This is a genomic window from Neobacillus terrae (assembly GCF_011393025.1).
Lineage (GTDB): Bacteria > Bacillota > Bacilli > Bacillales > Cytobacillaceae > Neobacillus_A > Neobacillus_A terrae.
Genome location: NZ_JAAOEO010000016.1, coordinates 63373 through 83403, shown reverse-complemented (window position 1 = coordinate 83403; position 20031 = coordinate 63373). Strand labels below are relative to the sequence as shown.

Genomic DNA, 20031 nt, shown 5'->3' with positions numbered 1-20031 from the left:
TCAACATACCCTACTTTGATTGAAACGAACCGGAGGAATAGAAAAAAGCTGACCTGCAGGGATCAGCTTTGTACAAGAATTATTTAAACCAGCCTTTTTTCCGAAACCACAGGGACATACCAATCCCAACAAAAAACATAATTGAGAGGGTTATATAATAACCATATTTAAAGTTCAACTCAGGCATGTACTTAAAATTCATTCCGTAAACTCCGGCTATAAAGGTAAGAGGCATGAAAATGGTTGTAAAGAGAGTCATTACCTTCATAACATGGTTGGTTTGATGTGAATTCAGCGATATATAGCTGTCTCGAATATCAGTCGTTAATTCGCGGTTTGCCTCAATCATTTCACTTAATTTTAATAAGTGGTCATGGATATCTGCAAAATACTCTTTCCTTTCTAAAATATCCGGCAGTCTTTGAGAATTAAGGATCCGGTAGACCAGATCTCTCATTGGGTTTACCGTATGCCTCAGAGATAAAAGATGGTGGCGGGTGTCGAATAAATCCTCAAGCAGCACCTCCATGGACCGGCCTTGTGAGTTCTCGTCTATTTCGTTTAGAATATCCTCTATTTGATAAACAGGCGGGAAGTAGTTATCGACCATATTATCTAAAATATTATAAAGAATTAAAGAGGAATTCCAATACGCTACGTTTTTGGTTTGGGTAAACTTCTCCCACACCTCGTCAATCTCGGAAGATGAATTATAATGAAATGAAACTATGTAATTTTCTCCTAAAAAGAAATCTACTTCTTCTCTGGAGAATTCAGCTGGATTTAAAGCCTGCACGACAAAAAATGTATGGTCTTCGTAGTAGTCTAATTTCGGGCGCTGCAGGTGATGCAAACAATCCTCAATAGCAAGAGGGTGGAAGTTAAGAGGTGTTCTCAAATATTCAACCTCTTCGTCCTTTGTTGGATGGAAGTCAATCCAGTACCATAAAAAATTACCTGCAACGACTTCCGGAACAGAAAGATCTCGAATCAACTCATTATTTTCATTAATAGCAACTGTTCGTATCATTGGTTCTCCTTCATTTTAAGCATTTCTTCTTTCATATTATTTGATAGGAAGAAAAAAAGAAATCAAAAACTTCTTTAAACCCTGTTATTAGTCTTCACCGGAGGAGGGCTGCTGGCAGATTGTCATATTATTTCCTTTTATATTTTGGTTACAGGAAGAAGGCGAGTTATCACCGAAGTTATGGTTAGCGCCAATATTAACAGAATTGGCAGTATGACTGTTCTGGTAGGTGGATTGAAAATTAATATTGGCATTGTTGCTAATGGAGTGAACCTCAAATTGACCGATATTAATCGAAATTTCCATAAAAATAAACCTCCTTACCAATAGTTTATTGAAAAGTAAGGACGGCTGTCTGGATGATTGCCCTTCTATAAAGAAAAAGGCAAAGCCCGAAGGCAATGCCTGTTTAAGTATTACTATTATTTTTGGATTCGTTTTGATCAATAATCTTATTGATTTTATCCGTATTATTTTTGGCGTTAATAATCCTTGCCAAATCACTTAAGTTTTCCGCTTCAAAGTCTTCATTTTCATCATCTTTAAACCACATATAAAAACACCGCCTTTCAGCCTTCTTTTAAACTCATACCCGTTAATATGAAAATTACACATGAAAAAGGAAGGTTTTAAAAATGGCGATATCGGGCAGTAAAATAATAATTTAGTAAAAAGGGGGAACCGCAGGTGAATATATTATGGGATTTTGATGGGACGCTTTTTAATACATATCCCTCTTATACCAAACTGTTAAAAGAGATGCTGGGTGACTCAGCAACAGAAGAGGAAGCATTGGCTCAGCTAAAGGTTTCCTTTGGACACGCCTTTCGTTTTTTCAAAATGACGGAGGAGCAGAGCAGGAAGATGATGCAAAAAGTAAGAGGGCTTAAGGCCGAGGAATTCAAACCCTTTCCGGGTGTGGAAGAGGTATTAAAACTTGCCGAGAAGAATGTGATTATGACCCACAAGGAGCGGGAGGATGTCTGGAAAGTGCTGCAAAATCATAGGTTAGACCATTATTTTGCGGATATTATTGCAGGGGATGATGATTATCCAAGAAAGCCTGATACTTCCGCTTACCGGCATTTGCACCGAAAGCACAGGATTGATCTTGTTATCGGAGACAGGGATCTCGATCTTCAGCCAGCAAGAGAGCTTGGCATCGGAACCTGCGCGTTTCAGAACCATGAGGCGGAAGCGAACTTCTACCTGGACGATTATCGCGATTTTGACCGCATCTGGAAGATATTCAAAGAGGCAGAAAGGTAAGAGGAGTGCCCCACTCGGGAACCGAAATTATTAAATAGAAGAAAAAGCTTTTATCTTTAAAAAAAAGGAATTCCGACTCTATCTGTTTGCTGGACTGAAACAGTGGTACATTATCAACTCTTATCAGATTAACGATAAAACCCTCCACACCTTATTTTAAAGGAGCTGGAGGGTTATGTTTATTATGGGATAAAAAGAAGCCCATGAGAGCAGAGTTCTCTTTGATTCCTTATTTAATCGCCTTGCTGACTCTCAATTGCTTTCCTTTGATTGTTGTATTCTCCATGGCTTGAAGGACAAGCGATCCTTTTCCGTTTAGAATGTCAACGTAGGACATAGAATCCTTTATGGTGATAATACCAATATCCTCCGCAGTTACCCCTGGTATTTTAGTGATAGTACCGACGAAATCCAGCGCTCTAATCTTCTTCTTTTTTCCCCCGTTGAAATGGAGCTTTGTGATATCTTTGTTTACACGAGCAGTTTTGTTGTTTTTCACCACTCGCCGCCCGCTGATTTTTTCTTCGAATGCAGCTTTCCCTTTAGAAACTTCCTCCGGGAGTGGAGCTTCCATTTGAAGAATTTCAAAGCCAATGTATTTTTCTATGGCTTTTAGGAATTTTCCCTCATATGGAGTCGCTAGCATAATCGCTTTTCCTTTATTACCGGATCGGCCGGTTCTCCCGGTTCTGTGAACATAGCTTTCTTTTTCTGCTGGAACGTCGTAGTTGATAACAAGAGTTACGTTATCAACATCAATGCCTCTTGCTGCGACATCCGTGGCGATAAGATAACGGAAGTTCCCTATTTTAAATCCATTCATAACACCGAAGCGGTCTTCCTGTTCAAGCCCACCATGAAGCTTTTCACAAGAATACCCGGATTTGTCCAGTTCTTCGAACAAGGTATCAACATGATCTTTTGTATTGCAAAAAATGATACAGCTATCTGGATTTTCTACAACCGTAATGTCTTTTAGAATCTCCATTTTATTTTCCGTTTGCACTTCGATTACACGATGCTCGATTGTATCAGTAGCAATCCCACCAGTAGTGGCAATCTCGATATTTACTGGATCTTTCATATATTTATAACAAAGATTTTCAACATCTTTTGGAAGTGTTGCGGAAAATACCATCGTAACTCTGTTTGAAGGTAATTCATTAATAATCGATTCTACATCATTAATAAAACCCATGTTCAGCATTTCGTCTGCTTCATCAATGATAACAAACCTTATTTGGTCAAGTTCGAGTGTTCCTCTATCGATATGGTCCATTACACGTCCAGGCGTACCAATAACTGCATGCGTTTTTTGTTTCAATTCTTCTTTTTGCTTCGAAAAAGGTTCTTTACCATAAACAGCCAGCGCTTTAATTCGTTTAAAACGCCCGATATTTGAAATATCTTCCTGAACTTGAACGGCAAGCTCCCTCGTTGGGGTTAGAATTAAGGCCTGGGGCTTTTTTTCCTCCCATTCAATCATCTCGCAAATTGGTATTCCAAAAGCGGCTGTTTTACCGCTGCCTGTTTGGGATTTTACAACAAGATCCTGCTTTTTTAATGCAGCAGGTATGACTGCACTCTGAACTTCAGTAGGGTTTTCGTATTTTAACAATTTCAGTGCTCTAGAAATTTCATTGCTTAACTGATATTCTTCAAAACCTTTTATCATATATAAACCTCATTTATTAGTATTATCTGACTCACTGATAGGGTTCTCTCTAAGAAAAATCCTATGCAAAATCCGACTAGTGTCCATTATACTTGAAATGATAAACATAAATTAAATTTAATGATAAAACAGCATGAGAAATTTCATAAGAAAAATTTTATTCAGTTAAGATAATAAAAAGTTTAAAGTGACCCAACCTCTAAAAAAGCCTTAGATTTTTTAAGGAAAGTATGTGGCAAATTACAACCACAACATTTAGACGGCGTATGCAACGGATAAAAGGGCAAAACTTAATTTGGCTGTATATATAGAAGAAAGGCATTCCCACCACCGGGAATGCCTTTCTTAGCTAATCAGAAATTATATCCATAATTTCTGAACGCATAAGAAAAACTAGGTCCTTCGCCTAAAGAACTTTGCGAAGGCCAAGTTTTTCTAATATTATACTGTTGTTTCCTTATGGCGCATGGCTTCTGGAATATATAAGCAGAATGGTTCGCTTTCCATATAATCGCCGGTAACAGCGTAGGTTCTGGAACGGGAGCCTCCGCAAATTTTGTTATATTCACAAACGCCGCATTTCCCTTTGTAGTTATCAGGCTGACGAAGGTCTTTAAATACCTTTGATTCACGATAAATTTCAGCAAGTGGAGTTTCACGGATATTTCCTGCCACAATTGGCAGAAGTCCGCTTGGCACAACATCGCCAATATGTGATACAAAGGCAAACCCATTGCCGTCGTTCACACCTTTTGGTGCACGCTTTAAACCATCCATCATTCTGGTTTGATCCATCGTCATGGTGTCAGAATAGTTGATATCGCCTTTTTCAATCAGATGCTCCCGTGCTTTCTGCTGAAGTACCACACGGCGGTAATGCTGTGCTGCGGTAGTTTTAATATCATAAGGAGCCGTTTTGCTCAATTCATACAGCCAGCGGAAGACTTTTTCATGCTCAGCAGGGGAGATGCAATCATCCATTTGGCCCCGGCCGGTCGGAACAAGCAGGAATATATACCACATTACGGCCCCTAATTCCCCAACAAGCTGTGCCATTTCCTCTAGATGGTCATAATTATAGCGAGAAATTACTGTATTTATTTGAAGCGGCATATTTAATTCATTTAAATATTGTATTTTTTCTAAGGTTAGGTCAAAAGACCCTGGCGTGCCTCTGAAGTGATCATGAATTTCCGGAGTTGGGCCATCAAGACTAAGTCCCCAGCGGGACAATCCGACTTCCTTTGCCCGCTCCATTTTTTCCTTTGTTACGTTTGCTGTAGCACTTGGAGTCATGGAAACCCTCATCCCTTTTTTTACTGCATAATCAGCAAGATCAAATAAATCCTCCCGCATCAAACAATCTCCGCCTGTGAAAACCAGCATTGGATTATTCATTTCATAAATATTATCAATTAACTTTAATCCTTCTGCAGTAGTCAGTTCTCTTGGATCAGCCTGGAGCTGGGCATCAGCCCTGCAGTGAACGCATTTCAGCTGGCAGGCACGCGTTACCTCCCAAATAACAATGTACGGATTTTCATTATAATCGATTGGCTTGCCAAGACCATGAGGATGTCTCATACCATGTGGATGCCCGCTTTTATTCATCATCATCACACCAGACTTTTAAATTTTAGGAAAGCTTACTGAAGGTTAATCAGGATAGTACGTTTTTTATGAAGATTTCTATAGTTTCATTATAAATTTAACGAGTAAAAGAATGAGTTATCCTTTGTTACAATATTTCTACATTAAAAATTTATGTGAATAATGACTTAGGACTTTTGGCAGCGATGGCAGAAAATGAGAACAATCTATTCAAATATTAAAAATAGATTACAGGAATGTTACAAAAGCTTGGTAATTTATCCAATAGAACCATTGAAAACCCTTATTCCATGCTAACTGGAGATATTGCTAATTATTGTTACAAAGATAACTTCTATTTCCTTTAGAGGATATATATACCAGTAGTACCATTTTTTAAAGATATTACTAGTGTTTAAAAGTCGGTTAAGATAATTTGGGAAATACAAAAAGGGAGTGCAACGATGAAAAAACAAATACTTAGTGCAGCAACTGCAGCAGGAATCATGTTAACAGCTTTTGGGGGAGCCGCAAGTGCGCATGAAAATATTTATAATGTTCAATCTGGAGACAGCCTTTGGAAAATATCTCAAATAAATAATCTGACTGTTAGCCAATTAAAGTCTTGGAATAACTTAAGTGGAGATACAATCTACGTAAATCAAAAACTATCATTATTGGCACCTCACAGCCATACAACAACTGCAGCGACAACTCCATCTGCTTCCGTGATCAACTACACAGTAAAGAGCGGAGATAATTTATGGAATCTTGCAAGAACTTACAGCACATCAGTTTCTGCGATTAAATCATTAAACGGACTTACTTCCGATACTATATATGTAGGACAAAATTTAAAAATTAGCGGCAGCAGCCAAACTGTTACGACAGCATCGACACCAACTCCAGTAACTTCCACTTCCACGACAACTTACACAGTAAAAAGTGGAGATACATTATCAGGACTTGCAGTAACCTATAAAACTACTGTATCAGCTATCAAATCATTAAACAGCCTTACTACTGATACTATCTATGTAGGACAAACTTTAAAAATCGGTGGACAAGCTGTAGCAACTTCAACTTCCGTTACTACAACAACCACTAAAACTACAACAATCACTACAACAACCACATCCAGCGTTTCAAAAGCTGATGCAGTTGTTGCAGAAGCTAAAAAATACATAGGAACTCCTTATGTATGGGGTGGAAACACACCATCAGGCTTTGACTGCAGCGGATTCGTTAAATATGTGTTTGCCAAAGTAGGAATTACGCTTCCAAGAACAGTAGCTACTATTTGGGATGCTACTACACCAGTATCTTCACCAAGACCTGGAGATATCTTATTCTATCAAACTTACAAAACTGGCCCATCTCATGCCGGAATTTATATTGGAAACAATAAAATGATTCAGGCTGGTTCAAACGGCGTTGCTGTAAGTGATATCACTTATTCTTACTGGACTACACGTTATCTTGGGACAAGAACAGCATTCTAATTTTAAAAATCTTCAAAAGCCTTTGCCAATTTGGCAAGGGCTTTTTTAGCTAATCAGGTTTTATATCCATAACTTCTGAAGGCATCCGCAATGGACTTGGCGAATGCCAAGTTTTTCTTATATGAATCCTTTTAACAAAGCATTATTATCAAATATTTACAAATTTTGGTTTGATAATATAAACAATGGATTTATAATGAATTTAAAGAATTCTTTTTAATTTTATATTCATTTTTAATTTTTCATTCAAAGGGATTTCAGTATATGTTTCAGTCAAGCTTATTTAAAGAAACCTTTTTTTAATCACGAATTCCTCAAATACAAATCATTGAAAATCACAGTGGAAGCATTATGATTCACAGCAGAGAGGGAGAAGGAACTGCAGTAAAAATATTACTTCCGCTAAAAAAATAATTTTTTATGGGGGTCAAAATGGGTCTATATGTATTTCTAGCAATCTTGTCAGTGTATATCTTCATATCTTTATTGCTGTTGCCTTTGCAATATCGATTCTTGAAAGCCCTGAAAGAAGAGGAAGCAAAGAATAGAGCTAAAGGGAAGTCCCAAGGTGAGTTGTACGATAATATGAATGCTGGGGAGCTGGCGCTTCAGGAGAATATTCAAGGTAACCCATTATTTTTTCTTGCCAATATCCTTGCTTCTATTATGTATAAATGGAAGCACCCGAAACAGAAAAAATTCTGTTGAAAAAGGAATCGGCTGTTCTGCCGATTCCTTTCTTCCTTTTATGTCTAGCACAACTTCCAGCGAGTTTTCATCATTGATGATAAACCTTCTTGGATTATCTAAACAGACTATCCAGCTTTTATTCAGTCTTATGCTAATTTTACTAGCATATGAGCTAGTTAATGGCGTTCGTCTTCGTCGCCAACCATCCAAAGCTCCATTAATAGCTGCTCTTCACGGTTTTGCGGGATGGCATGGTCAGCCAGATAATTGGGCACTTTTTGAGCAGAGAATCCTTTAATAAAACCTTTGTATTCGAAAAAATAGCTTTGGATCGTTTGGGGCAATCGGTAAGCAGTTGATTTCTCTCTTTTCAACTACATCCAGAATGTTTGTAAGTTCTATCTGTACCGCTGTATTAAATAATGCCCATTCACCTTCATCCACCGACTTTTCAAGTCTTATAGCAGCCGATTCGGGTCGGGAAAGAACAACTTCCCCTTCTCTAAAACTTTTTACATCTTCCATTGTTAAATAGACTGTGATTTTTTCCGACACTGTATCATACATCCTTTTTAGAAGAATATTGATATATATCTATGAAGGAACAGTTTTTTTATACCATTAATTTAGAGGGATTTTATTTTAAAAAAATAATCTTTATATTTGCGCCGTTTGAGTTTCCCTGATGTGCCTTCTCAAAGAATGTTCTTTAATGCAGGACCGAAGATTCCGCCTCCACAATACAGTTAAAGAAGCTTTTTAAAATAAGCCATCTTGCCGGATATGCGGAGATAAAACTTTCCAGGACTTCCATACTATACACCAGCAGACAGTCGTGATGCCCGCCATCATCTTTTAAATCATATAAAAGTGCATGCGGAATCGTATAAAAGGGATTAAGTTGATAGGGATTTAAACATTCGATTCGGAAATTTTGCTCTTTGAGATATTTTAATAGATAATCTTTTTGTAGGGAATTACTTTCCTCTATTGATAATCCGTTTAGGGAAAGACGCTCGTTTATATAATAGATAACGTTCATTTTACACCTGGGCCATTGTTTTTTTAGAAATAGTTTTGCCGAAATATTTGGAATTTATTCAAAGGGGAGTGGACAAAGTGCCGGTTTGGGAGAAGGATGGATTCTTTATCACAACGGAAAAAGAGGACTTTAATATAGGGGTTATTCATCAATTTTTAAATGAAGAATCCTATTGGGCAAAAGGAATAAGCAGGGAGGATGTTGAAAAAGCCATTCGGAATTCCTCCCTTTGCTTTGGAGTTTTTGAAGGAAATAGAGGGAAAGGAGCCGCAAGGCAGGTGGGTAATGCAAGGATTTTAACAGATTTCGTTCGTTTAGGCTGGATCATGGATGTATTTGTTATTCCTGAATATCGGGGCAGAGGCTTGTCAAAATGGCTGATGGAAGTCATAACGGAGCAGTCAGAATTAAGACGAGTAAAAAAATTGATGCTCAGCACGGCCGATGCACACGGTTTATATAATCAGTTTGGCTTTGTGGAGATTGATAAGCCTGATTTGTATATGCTTAGAAGAAAAAAAGAAAATGTTAATGTTTAAAAGGAGAGACAGTCTTTGTTTACTGCAGCTATTCATGGATTTACCCTTGCCCTTGGGCTTATTCTCCCCCTAGGCGTACAGAACATATTTATTTTTAACCAGGGGGCCGTCCAGCCTCGATTTTCAAAAGCAATTCCTGCAATTTTGACAGCTGCTCTCTGCGATACATTGCTGATTGTCCTAGCAGTTGTGGGAATATCAGTAATAGTACTTAGCAGCACGTGGGTAAGTTCAGTGCTGCTGTTACTGGGTATTGTATTTTTAATTTATATGGGGATTGCAACATGGAAAAGCAAGCCTTCCAATGGAAGCAATAATAACGCAGCTATTTCATGGAAAAAACAAATTATATTTGCGGCTTCGGTTTCGCTTCTGAATCCTCATGCTATCATGGATACAATTGGGGTCATTGGAACAAGTTCACTTACATATAGCGGCATAAATAAAATTGCTTTTACCATCTCCTGCATCGCTGTATCATGGTTGTGGTTTGCAGGTCTGGCTGCAGCAGGAAGATTTACAGGTCTGCTTAATCGGGGTGGAAGATTACTAGTGATGTTAAATAAGCTATCTGCAGTGATTATGTTTGCAACAGCTGTCTATCTTACTCTAAGGCTGTTATAAGAAGCAGATACCTCAATTAAATCAAGTGCAGGAAGTAAACCTTGAAAAGAGGGCTTAACCAAAAAGCTCTTGGCGCCATAATCCAGGGATTCATCGATAAAGACTCTGGTATCTAATGAAGAAAACATAATGACATTCGCCTGTGGGTTAATTCTCATTATCTCTTTAAGGGCATCAATACCGTTCATTTTTGGCATGGCATAATCCATTAGCACAAAGTCAGGATGAAGATGAATATACTTTCGAACAGCCTCTTTTCCATCATCTACTTCAGAAATAACCCTATACTCACTCTTCGCCAGCAATTTTTTAAGGATGCTTCTTGAAAACAGGGAATGATCCGCGATTAGAATTGTTTTCATGGTTAAAAAACACCTTTCACTATTTGTTTAAAGGCATTAAAAGCATCTTTTGCAGCCCGGCTGCCATGTCAGGATAACTCCTGCTTTAGGCCCGTGGCTTTGCGTCTTTTACTTTCGTAAAATTTGCCCTTAAGTTAATCCTAACAGAAGGAAGAATGGCGAATCATGGGGAAATGGGTCTATTTTTTCTGACAATTCTGTTAAGTTTATGTAAAAATAATGTTAATGTAAGGTTAAATAGAGTATTTATTCTGCTTTGAAAGAAGGTTGGGGTTATTTTGAAAGCAATCATCCTGTTTCTTCTTGCCGGTCTGGCTGAAATAGGCGGAGGTTATCTGGTGTGGCTCTGGCTGAGGGAAGGCCGTCCTCTCTGGTATGGTGCCGCAGGGGCTGTCATACTCGTTGTATATGGGATTATTCCCACCTTTCAGAGCTTCCCCTCGTTTGGAAGGGTTTATGCAGCCTATGGAGGCATATTTATCATTCTGGCCATTTTGTGGGGATGGGGAATAGATGGAAAAATACCGGACTTATATGACTGGATTGGTGGTTTCATTTGTTTAGCTGGAGTAGCAGTAATTTTATGGGCACCTAGATAAGTTAATTCGTGTACAGCCTCATATAAGAGGCTGTTTTTTTAATATAAGAATATTATTTTAAAAGTACTTGTAGAAGAATAAATAGCTATCTAGGACCATGGCTTCATCTCGTAATTCGTTATTCCTAATAAATGGTTTTGGCTAGTTTATTATTATAATAGAATAGTCCTAAAATTGGAAATTAGGGCAAAATAATCCAGAAATACGCAAAATAATCCAGCATTTATTTCGGTTTTCTAAAAATTTTGTAATGTATAGTGAAAATGTAAGCGTGTACAAAAATAGAGAGGAGGCAAATCTTTTAATTTATTTTCCATAAAATATATTGGAGGTAATGAAACTTGTCCAAACGAAAACTTCGAAATTCTATTTTTACTGGTATTACTTTACTAGCTTTAACAGTAGGATCCACAGTCGGGACAATGTCTAGAAATGTAAAAGCACAAGAAACCATTGCTCCTTACAAAAATTCAAAGCTTCCGGTTGAACAAAGAGTAGAAGATCTGCTTTCTAGAATGACAATGGATGAAAAAATTGGACAGATGGTGCAGCCTGAACGGACTTCCGTCACTGCAGAAGATATTAAAAATTATGGTATTGGCTCTGTTTTAAGCGGAGGGGGGTCATTGCCGACTACTGGAAATAAACCAACAGATTGGGCGGATATGGTGGATAACTTCCAAAGCGGTGCCTTGGCTTCAAGATTAGGAATTCCAATTATATATGGGATTGATGCAGTGCACGGTCATAATAATGTTTATGGGGCGACTATTTTTCCACATAATATTGGACTTGGAGCTGCAGATGACTTGGATTTGATGAAACGTATAGGCAGCGCCACTGCAGAAGAAGTTCGAGCAACAGGGATTTCCTATACATTTGCGCCAGTCCTTGCTGCACCGCAGAATATTCGCTGGGGCAGAACATACGAAGGCTATAGCGAAGACCCGCAGGATACTGGAAAACTTGGCTCCGCACTTGTAGAAGGATTGCAAGGAAGTCCTAATGACAGTGATTTCTTAAAGGGTTCTCATGTAGTATCTTCTATTAAACACTTCGTTGGGGATGGTTTAACCGAAGGCGGCGATGACCAGGGGAACGTAACAGAATATACTGACGAGCAAATCAAAAAGTTTATCAAGCCATATAAAGAAGCCATTAAAGCTGGAGCAAGAACCGTGATGGTTACCTACTCAAGTATTAACGGATTAAAAACACATGGTGACTACCACCTCATAACAGAAGTGCTGAAGGGAGAACTTGGCTTCACCGGGTTTGTTATCTCTGATTATAATGGACCGCAGCAAATTGTGCCTAATGACTTTAGGGAATCCATTAAACGCAGTGTTAATGCAGGTGTTGATTTATTCATGATTCCAAATGACTGGAAAAGGTTCATCACTACAACAAAAGAATTGGTTAGCACTGGGGAAGTTTCGCAGGACCGTATCAATGATGCTGTGACAAGAATTTTACGAGTAAAGTTTGAGAATGGTTTGTTTGAAACACCTTATGCTGACAGAGACCTTGTAAAACAAGGAATTGGCCAGCCGGAACATCGTGCCATTGCTAGGGAAGCAGTTAGAAAATCTCAAGTATTATTAAAAAATAAAAATAATATTCTGCCACTTAAGAAAGATGGCTTAAATATTTTTGTTGCTGGTAAGAAAGCTGATAGTATGGGTTACCAGGCTGGCGGATGGACCATTAGCTGGCAGGGTGGTTCACCTCAATGGATGGGTCAGCCGGAGAAAAATCTAATTCCGGGAACAACTATTTTACAGGGAATCAAGCAAGTATCAGGACCAAAAACGAAGGTTGATTTTAGTAACGATGGTTCAGGTGCTGAAGGACATGATGTAGCAGTCGTTGTTATCGGAGAGCCGCCGTATGCTGAAATGTTTGGAGACCGCGATGATTTAGGCTTGCTTCAGGAGGATATTGATCTATTAAATAAGGTTAAAGCATCTGGTGTGCCGATGATCGTTCTTCTTCAATCCGGCCGTCCAATGATTGTAACGGATCAAATTAAAGATTGGGATGCTTTTGTGGCCTCCTGGCTTCCTGGAAGCGAAGGCGCTGGTGTAGCAGACGTTCTTTTCGGAGACTACCAATTTACAGGGAAACTTTCCTTTACATGGCCAATGAATATGGAACAGGTGAATAATCACGATAAGGTTCATCCATTATTCCAAAAAGGATATGGTTTAAGAACCAATCAAACTGGCCAAAAATCACTGAGTAAATAAAGAAGTTTAAGGGGCTGGCAGGAAGTTGCCAGCCTCTTGTATTATAGTAGTAAGAATGACATGGGGGGTTTTAAAATGAAGGATTTTCATTGCTGTGCAACCTGTAAAAACTTTCTGGCCAAAAGAGAGAATAATAGAATGACTTATTCCTGCGTTCGGCTCGGATTTGAAACAAAGCCGGATTATAAATTCAATTGCTGGGATCCAAAAGAGAAAATAGTAGAATTGATGAAGAAGAAATAGTAAAGGGGGGAAGCAACTGCGTGCATTTCCTTGTAAAATGGGTGCATTCCCTCCGAGAATTGTGCATTCTTTTATAAGAATCGTGCATTTCCTTTTGAGATTCATGCATTCTATTATAAGAATCGTGCATTTCCTTTTGAGATTCGTGCATTCTTTTGTAAAAATCGTGCATTTTCTTTTAAGATTCATGCATTCTTTTGTGAAAATCGTGCATTTCACTAATCAAATTTTGATATTTTCAAAGAATAGTCCGGCTTTTATCCTATAAAATACATACCGGAGCAGAAAAAATCAATTTTTTGATAAAATCATCTATTTTTAATAAAAAAAGACCGCCAAACTCTACTTCGGCAGCCTCATTTATCCTCAATTTATGATGCCTGGTCTTTCTTAAGCCGGCTATAAATCCTGGAGCCCTCAACACTTTTAATTGATTCTTCGAGTTTACCTTTTCCATTTAATATAAGGATAGCTGTATTCTCAAAAGCGCTAAGTTCTTCGGTATACTTCTCGTATAATTTCTCTTCGAATTCTTCCACATCTTTTCCTTTGGGCATTATAACCTTCAAACCTAATAGGAATAATTCTCTTTCAGGTATCGCTGCAAGTACTTTTCTTACCAGGAAAGCTTCGGTTATGATCGTATTTTTCCGGATTTGTTCTATCCCTTGTGTTAGCATTTTTTCGCTAACATCAGCAGAGACAAATAAATCTGCAGGGTGGAAGTAGTTGCATTCTTCATCGGATTGATCAACAAGATCCTCCCATTTTTCCAGTTCATCTCTTACAGCTTCGAATTCTTTTCTCAAATCATTATGAAAATAGTAATCACAAAGCATGTTTAAGCCTGGCAGTCGAGCCTCCCAATCTAGCTCTATCGCTTTATTCGTAAGTGAAATAGCCTCTTCAGCCTTATCGTCGCTTTCAAACTTTATGGCAGCAAGATTCAAATACGCAGGGGCAATTTGTTCAATAGCAGCAAAAGAATCGATGATTTTTTTGTAAATCGCTTCAGCTTCAGACTTGCCCTTAAACTCTTCTGCCAGCTTAGCTTTTTCATAAAGTTCATCAAGGCTGTAAGTTGTAAGAGCAGATAATTCATCAAATCTTACTTTTGATTGGTTAAACTCTTTTAAATCGTTTTTCCAATCATTTTCATTTTCCTGAATCCAGGACTGATCGAAATCATGTAGAATATCTCTGTAATTACGAATTAAAACCTCAAGGGCGTTTTTCTCTGATATGGCTGGTAAGGAAGGCTGAGCGTTAATGGAAGCAAGCCTGTCTGCCAGACAAGGGTGAGTATCAGAAAAATAACTTTTTAACTTTAACTCTTTATTTAAATAGGTTTCCCGTTGACTTTTATCCACACTTTTAAACTTACTGATAAAGTCGGAATAAGGGGTAGGAACTTTATTGTCTTTCGAGCAGTCGTGAAACAGCTCATTATAGAAATCGTCATAATAATATGCTGCTCCAATAGGAATTGTACATAATGTATCCCTGACAGCCTCAGGTGATGTTACCCTTGCAGAAGCGGCATCTGCGTCGTATTCCTGCTGCCTTGCCAAGGCAAAAGTGTAAGCATTGTACCTTGGATAATACCATTTAAAAAATTTACGGAAAATAAAGGTTCCAAATTGCTCGTTTTCTTCAAGTGAAATTAAAAGCCTTTCCCATGTTTTCCTTATACGATAAATTTTTGCCCCAAAAGCAGTATCTGAATGGGATATATGGGCAAGCTCATGAGCCAGAACAGCTTTAAGTTGCTCCGGATTAAGAGTTGATAATAGAGGAACGCCTATTAGCAATATATTCTGTTTGGGGCCGGCAAAGCCATACTTTGAATATTGTTTAACCCCTGCGTTATATTCATAGTTTAAGATGATTTTATGAATGGGGGGAGTTTTAAGCTGTAAGCTAATTTCGTTGATGATCTTCCTTAGTGATGCAGCTTCAATCTCTGAAAGATAGTAGCCATCAGGCATTTCATCTTTAATCCACAACGCTTTTGAAATAAAGAAGGAAAGCGCTCCGGTAAGGAGTAATACTTTTAAATTTCCAAACGTAAAATGACCGTCAGCAAACATTGCGATTGAGATTACCAGCAAAAATAAGAATAAGGCTAGAAAGAAGAGTACATAGCTGTAGCCAAGCCCTGTAAAAAGCAGCACTTTAAAACGGTAGCTTCCCGTATTTGCTGACGCGCTTTTTTCGTGCTTCTTCACCAGAGACTCAAAATGATTTATATCCATTCCCATTTTCCTTTCTTTTTTCAGTTTCCTAGCTTGTATTATAACAGCCTGGGAATTATGGTTATAGCTTTAATTTATGGAACATTCTGGATAAAAGAGGAGGGATAACGAAGGGAGAAGTGGGGAATATTTGGGGAAAATAAAAAGAACCATCCTTTCCTTCCTGGAGGGGCTGGTTCTTGTGTTTACAGCGGTATAGATAATCCTTTTTAGTTTTGGTTACTCTTGTTTGCATATCAGCTGCTGCGAAGGGGCTCCTGGATTCTTCCGGATTTCTTCTTCCTTCACGGACAAGCTTGTCACGCCATTTTCTGGCGGTGGATTTAGCCATTATTTATCACTCCTAAATTTTTATAAAATAAGTATACATCAAAAATCTTCTAACTTAAATCTATTCGTTAATACACCGATATTGCAAAACACGGAAGGATTTATCTTTTAAAGATGGGAGTTTGTTTTTTTGGATTTCAAGTTCAGATGTATATGGAACAATTAAATACAACTGGCCATTCTCTTTCGGATTTTTTTTTCTTAAGCGCTTGTACATCAGGTCACTCGCAACCTCAAGTGAAGACGCATTAATCGTTCCGTATACCTCATGTCCATCCTTTCCATTTTGTTTATTACTTTTATAAATTATGAACTTCATAGAGATTAGTCCCTTCGTTTTTTTCTCTTTTCTTCCCTCAATCTGCTTCAGGCAAACCATCTGGCAGGCAATCAGCCAAGCAAAGTAAGAAGTTTCACCCCTTAATGTTTTTCCTTTTGACAAGTTGGGTAGTGAAAAAAGAGGAAATTTAATTATTTCTGTAGAGATAAAAAGAGAGAAAGGGTGAAACCATCTTGACAGAAAAAATAAGAGTGAAGATTAATGGAGTGGAGGTCGAAGCTGAAAGTGGACATACTGTTATTCAGCATTTAAATAATAGTTCAATTGAAGTGCCACAAGTATGCTACCATCCAAGTCTTGGACCTATCGAAACCTGCGATACCTGTATTGTAGAAGTAAATGGAGAGCTGGTTCGCTCCTGCTCCACACAATTAAAAAACGGAGATGTAATTGATACAGTTTCACCGTCAGTAATGAAGTCTCAAACTATGGCGATGGACCGAATTCTTCATAATCACGAGCTGTATTGTACTGTCTGTGATTACAATAACGGGGGATGTACGATACATAACACCGTTAAAGAAATGAAAATTAACCATCAAAGCATCCCATTTGCACACAAACCGTATGAGGAGGATAATTCCAATCCATTTTACCGCTATGACCCCGATCAATGTATTCTGTGCGGCCGCTGTGTTGAAGCGTGCCAGGATGTACAGGTAACAGAAACACTTCGGATCGACTGGGATCGGGAGCGCCCGCGTGTTATTTGGGATAACGACGTACCAATCAATGAATCATCTTGTGTATCCTGTGGCCACTGTTCAACCGTCTGCCCATGTAATGCCATGATGGAAAAAGGTATGGTAGGTGAAGCCGGATATCTGACTGGCATTGCAAAAGATACACTTCGTCCAATGATTGAAATAACAAAAGGTGTTGAAACTGGTTACGGATCCATTCTCGCTATCTCTGATATGGAATCTGCAGCACGTGATGCAAAAATAAAGAAAACCAAAACAGTTTGTACATTCTGTGGTGTAGGCTGCAGCTTTGAAGTATGGACAAAGGGCCGCGATATCTTAAAGGTTGAACCTAGCGTAGATGCACCTGCTAATGGAATTTCAACTTGCGTTAAAGGAAAATTCGGCTGGGACTTTGTTAATAGTAAAGAGCGTTTAACTAAGCCTCTAATCCGTGAAGGAGACGGCTTCCGTGAGGCTGAATGGGATGAGGCCTTGAATCTGGTAGCACGCAAATTCGCCGAGATTCGCGACCAATCCGGTCCTCAGTCCATGGGATTCATCACATCTTCAAAATGTACAAATGAGGAATCCTATTTAATGCAAAAGCTTGCAAGACAAGTAATTGGAACAAATAACGTTGACAACTGCTCCCGTTACTGCCAGACTCCGGCAACTGTCGGATTGTTCAGGACAGTAGGCTATGGCGGTGACGCCGGAACCATTAAGGATATTGAAAAAGCAGGACTTGTTATTATTGTTGGTTCTAATACAGCGGAAGCCCATCCGGTTTTGGCAACAAGAGTTAGAAGAGCTCATAAATTAAGAGGGCAGAAATTAATTGTTGCGGACCTCCGTGAGAATGATATGGCTGAACGAGCAGACCTATTTGTTCACCCAAGCGCTGGTTCAGACTTAGTGTGGTTATCAGCAGTTACCAAATATATCATTGACCAGGGCTGGGCCGATGAGAAGTTCTTAAACAGCCGTGTTAACGGTGTGGAAGAGTATATTGCAAGCCTGCAGCCTTATACACTTGAATTTGCACAGGAAGTAACAGGAATTTCAAAAGAAGACCTTGTCACCATTGCTGAAACGATTCATGAGTCAAATGGCACATGTATTTTATGGGCAATGGGTGTTACCCAGCATCTTGGCGGCAGTGACACAAGTACAGCGATTTCCAACCTTCTATTAGTTACAGGCAACTATGGCAGACCTGGCGCCGGTGCATATCCGCTCCGTGGACATAATAACGTTCAAGGGGCAGGGGATTTTGGAAGCAGTCCAACTCAGCTGCCTGGTTATCAGTATGTCACAGATGATGAAGCCCGCATGAAGTTTGAAAAGGCCTGGGGTGTAAAACTTCCACCTAAGCCTGGCATCAACAACCATGATATGATCGAAGGCATTCATGAAGGCACTGTAAAAGCGATGTATGTAAAAGGTGAAGAAATGGGATTAGTTGATTCCAATATTAATCATGTCCATGCAGCCTATGAAAAACTTGAATTCTTCGTTGTACAGGATATCTTCTTCTCAAGGACTGCCCAGTTTGCTGATGTTGTATTGCCTGCAAGCCCAAGCCTTGAAAAAGAAGGTACCTTCACAAACACAGAAAGAAGAATTCAGCGTTTATATCAGGTTGTGGAACCAATGGGCGAATCCAAGCCAGACTGGGTAATCATCCAGGAAATCGCCAACCTTCTTGGTGCCGGATGGGATTACAAACATCCAGGCGACATTATGGCAGAAGCAGCACAACTCATGCCTATTTACTCAGGTGTAACTTATGAACGTCTTGAAGGCTTCAACAGCCTTGTATGGCCAGTTAAAGAAGATGGAACTGACACACCGCTTCTTTACACAGACGCCTTCCCGTTCCCGGATGGAAAAGCAAGGCTTTATCCGGTTAAATGGACTCGTCCGATGATATTTGAAGAAGAGTATGATATCCATGTGAATAATGGCCGTTTGCTTGAGCATTTCCATGAAGGAAACCTCACTTACAAATCTGAGGGAATTACTTCAAAAACTCCGAAAGCATTCCTTGAAGTATCACCAGAGCTAGCTGCTGCAAGAGGAATTAAGGATGGTACGCTCGTCCGCCTGACTTCTCCTTATGGTAACGTAAAAATCAAATGTACGATTACTTCCAGGGTAAAAGGCAATGAAGTGTACCTGCCAATGAACGACCAAGGTGAAGGAGCAATCAACTATCTGACAAGCAGTGCGGCAGATAAAGATACAGATACTCCTGCGTATAAGGATACGATGGCCAAGATGGAAATTCTTCAGGTAGAAGGAATTAATCCTCTTCCAAGAAATAACTTCCGTTATGGCAATCCACAGCCTCAAATGGGGGTTCAGGTTCAAAAGAAATGGGCCCGTAATGATTACATCTTCCCAGGTGATCTTGTGAAGAAAGGGGAAAGGGTAAATGGCTAAAGCGACGTCGCAAATTCATCGTATCCGAATCAGTGAAGAAGATCAGAGAAAGAATGATTTACGTGAAATAGAAGATACCCTTTTAAAAAATAAAGAGGCCCTTTTGGAAACCGTCGGGGTTATCCAGCACGCCCATGAGCGGGGACTTATCTCTCTGGTCAGTGGGCTTTTAGCCGAAGGAGATAAAATCCTCAATATTCTTGTCAAGAAGGCTGATACTCCTGAAACAGCAAATACTCTTAGAAATTTGCTGTTAATGGTGGGTGTTCTTGGAACATTGAATGTGAAGCAGCTAGAACCCATGCTGTTAAAGGTGAATTCAGGTATCGCCCGAGTAGCTGAAATGAAGGATGACGATGATCGGATTGGCTTATTTGATCTTTTCCGTTCACTTAAGGATCCTGAAATCAACAGGTCTATTGCGCTTATGTTTGAATTCCTAAAAGGTATGGGCACAGACACAAGCAAAATGGAACGTACTACTCAGCTTCCAGAACACCAGGCTCAGCATCAAAACAAGGATCATACTCTTAAAGTCTAATCATTAAGCCCCTGCCTTAT

The 20031-nt window shown here is 39.1% G+C and carries 22 protein-coding genes and 1 riboswitch; of the genes, 10 read left to right on the top strand and 12 right to left on the bottom strand.

What is annotated here, in order from left to right; translation table 11 throughout:
- Nucleotides 1-79: 79 nt before the first annotated feature.
- The 3 genes from corA to G8761_RS19335 form a co-directional block, all read right to left on the bottom strand.
- Nucleotides 80-1030 (bottom strand): magnesium/cobalt transporter CorA, encoded by a 951-nt coding sequence (gene corA, locus G8761_RS19345; protein WP_166029609.1) that lies wholly within the window; start codon nt 1028-1030, stop codon nt 80-82.
- 87 nt (nt 1031-1117) lie between these two features.
- Nucleotides 1118-1336, bottom strand: a complete 219-nt coding sequence (locus G8761_RS19340) for a hypothetical protein (RefSeq protein ID WP_166029608.1) — start codon at nt 1334-1336, stop codon at nt 1118-1120.
- 103 nt (nt 1337-1439) lie between these two features.
- On the bottom strand, nt 1440-1583 hold the full coding sequence (locus G8761_RS19335) for a hypothetical protein (protein WP_166029607.1): 144 nt from the start codon (nt 1581-1583) through the stop codon (nt 1440-1442).
- A gap of 134 nt (nt 1584-1717) precedes the next feature.
- On the opposite strand from G8761_RS19335, the gene G8761_RS19330 reads away from it, so the two are divergent.
- Nucleotides 1718-2299 (top strand): HAD-IA family hydrolase, encoded by a 582-nt coding sequence (locus G8761_RS19330; protein ID WP_166029606.1) that lies wholly within the window; start codon nt 1718-1720, stop codon nt 2297-2299.
- 229 nt (nt 2300-2528) lie between these two features.
- Here G8761_RS19330 and G8761_RS19325 read toward each other — a convergent pair whose 3' ends face one another.
- Together G8761_RS19325 and G8761_RS19320 are read right to left on the bottom strand one after the other, a co-directional pair.
- Nucleotides 2529-3974 (bottom strand): DEAD/DEAH box helicase, encoded by a 1446-nt coding sequence (locus G8761_RS19325; RefSeq protein WP_166029605.1) that lies wholly within the window; start codon nt 3972-3974, stop codon nt 2529-2531.
- A gap of 441 nt (nt 3975-4415) precedes the next feature.
- Complete coding sequence (locus G8761_RS19320; RefSeq protein WP_166029624.1) at nt 4416-5585, bottom strand: TIGR04053 family radical SAM/SPASM domain-containing protein; 1170 nt, start codon at nt 5583-5585, stop codon at nt 4416-4418.
- Between the two features lie 443 nt (nt 5586-6028).
- Here G8761_RS19320 and G8761_RS19315 point away from each other — a divergent pair, with 443 nt between their 5' ends.
- Together G8761_RS19315 and G8761_RS19310 are read left to right on the top strand one after the other, a co-directional pair.
- Nucleotides 6029-7066: a C40 family peptidase gene (locus G8761_RS19315; protein ID WP_166029604.1), complete on the top strand. Its 1038-nt coding sequence runs from the start codon at nt 6029-6031 to the stop codon at nt 7064-7066.
- A 432-nt stretch (nt 7067-7498) separates the two neighbouring features.
- Nucleotides 7499-7774 carry a DUF3949 domain-containing protein gene (locus G8761_RS19310; protein ID WP_166029603.1) on the top strand — a complete coding sequence of 92 codons (276 nt, stop codon included), beginning with the start codon at nt 7499-7501 and terminating at the stop codon, nt 7772-7774.
- Nucleotides 7775-7932: 158 nt separating this feature from the next.
- Here G8761_RS19310 and G8761_RS27360 read toward each other — a convergent pair whose 3' ends face one another.
- The 3 genes from G8761_RS27360 to G8761_RS19295 all read right to left on the bottom strand — a co-directional run bounded on the left by G8761_RS27360 (nt 7933) and on the right by G8761_RS19295 (nt 8798).
- The gene (locus tag G8761_RS27360; RefSeq protein WP_420800273.1) at nt 7933-8031 is read right to left on the bottom strand and encodes a DUF3243 family protein; all 99 of its coding nucleotides are present in this window, start codon (nt 8029-8031) and stop codon (nt 7933-7935) included.
- A gap of 19 nt (nt 8032-8050) precedes the next feature.
- Nucleotides 8051-8311, bottom strand: a complete 261-nt coding sequence (locus G8761_RS19300; RefSeq protein ID WP_166029536.1) for a hypothetical protein — start codon at nt 8309-8311, stop codon at nt 8051-8053.
- Between the two features lie 154 nt (nt 8312-8465).
- On the bottom strand, nt 8466-8798 hold the full coding sequence (locus tag G8761_RS19295) for a hypothetical protein (protein ID WP_166029601.1): 333 nt from the start codon (nt 8796-8798) through the stop codon (nt 8466-8468).
- A 77-nt stretch (nt 8799-8875) separates the two neighbouring features.
- Here G8761_RS19295 and G8761_RS19290 point away from each other — a divergent pair, with 77 nt between their 5' ends.
- Together G8761_RS19290 and G8761_RS19285 are read left to right on the top strand one after the other, a co-directional pair.
- A complete protein-coding gene (locus tag G8761_RS19290) occupies nt 8876-9337 on the top strand; it encodes a GNAT family N-acetyltransferase (RefSeq protein ID WP_166029600.1) in 462 nt (153 codons plus the stop codon).
- 15 nt (nt 9338-9352) lie between these two features.
- Entirely contained in the window at nt 9353-9961 is a 609-nt protein-coding gene (locus tag G8761_RS19285) for a LysE/ArgO family amino acid transporter (protein ID WP_166029599.1), read from the top strand.
- Here the strand turns inward: G8761_RS19285 and G8761_RS19280 are convergent.
- Entirely contained in the window at nt 9937-10323 is a 387-nt protein-coding gene (locus G8761_RS19280; RefSeq protein ID WP_166029598.1) for a response regulator, read from the bottom strand. The two genes, G8761_RS19285 and G8761_RS19280, sit on opposite strands and share 25 nt — an antisense overlap.
- 47 nt (nt 10324-10370) lie before the next feature.
- Nucleotides 10371-10461, bottom strand: a riboswitch (cyclic di-GMP riboswitch).
- Between the two features lie 137 nt (nt 10462-10598).
- Between G8761_RS19280 and G8761_RS19275 the strand changes: the two genes are divergently transcribed.
- The 3 genes from G8761_RS19275 (at nt 10599) to G8761_RS19265 (ending at nt 13414) form a co-directional block, all read left to right on the top strand.
- Complete coding sequence (locus G8761_RS19275; RefSeq protein ID WP_166029623.1) at nt 10599-10922, top strand: YnfA family protein; 324 nt, start codon at nt 10599-10601, stop codon at nt 10920-10922.
- Nucleotides 10923-11263: 341 nt separating this feature from the next.
- Complete coding sequence (locus tag G8761_RS19270) at nt 11264-13171, top strand: glycoside hydrolase family 3 protein (RefSeq protein WP_207789276.1); 1908 nt, start codon at nt 11264-11266, stop codon at nt 13169-13171.
- A 75-nt stretch (nt 13172-13246) separates the two neighbouring features.
- Nucleotides 13247-13414 carry a hypothetical protein gene (locus G8761_RS19265; RefSeq protein ID WP_166029597.1) on the top strand — a complete coding sequence of 56 codons (168 nt, stop codon included), beginning with the start codon at nt 13247-13249 and terminating at the stop codon, nt 13412-13414.
- 371 nt (nt 13415-13785) lie between these two features.
- Here G8761_RS19265 and G8761_RS19260 read toward each other — a convergent pair whose 3' ends face one another.
- The 3 genes from G8761_RS19260 to G8761_RS19250 form a co-directional block, all read right to left on the bottom strand.
- Nucleotides 13786-15669 carry a M48 family metallopeptidase gene (locus tag G8761_RS19260; protein ID WP_166029596.1) on the bottom strand — a complete coding sequence of 628 codons (1884 nt, stop codon included), beginning with the start codon at nt 15667-15669 and terminating at the stop codon, nt 13786-13788.
- Between the two features lie 61 nt (nt 15670-15730).
- Nucleotides 15731-16000 (bottom strand): hypothetical protein, encoded by a 270-nt coding sequence (locus G8761_RS19255; RefSeq protein ID WP_166029595.1) that lies wholly within the window; start codon nt 15998-16000, stop codon nt 15731-15733.
- Between the two features lie 60 nt (nt 16001-16060).
- On the bottom strand, nt 16061-16318 hold the full coding sequence (locus G8761_RS19250) for a hypothetical protein (RefSeq protein ID WP_166029594.1): 258 nt from the start codon (nt 16316-16318) through the stop codon (nt 16061-16063).
- Nucleotides 16319-16512: 194 nt separating this feature from the next.
- On the opposite strand from G8761_RS19250, the gene fdhF reads away from it, so the two are divergent.
- Complete coding sequence (gene fdhF, locus G8761_RS19245; RefSeq protein WP_166029593.1) at nt 16513-19470, top strand: formate dehydrogenase subunit alpha; 2958 nt, start codon at nt 16513-16515, stop codon at nt 19468-19470.
- Nucleotides 19463-20011 (top strand): helical membrane plugin domain-containing protein, encoded by a 549-nt coding sequence (locus G8761_RS19240; protein ID WP_166029592.1) that lies wholly within the window; start codon nt 19463-19465, stop codon nt 20009-20011. Before fdhF ends, G8761_RS19240 begins: the two co-directional genes overlap by 8 nt.
- The last annotated feature ends 20 nt before the right edge of the window (nt 20012-20031 follow it).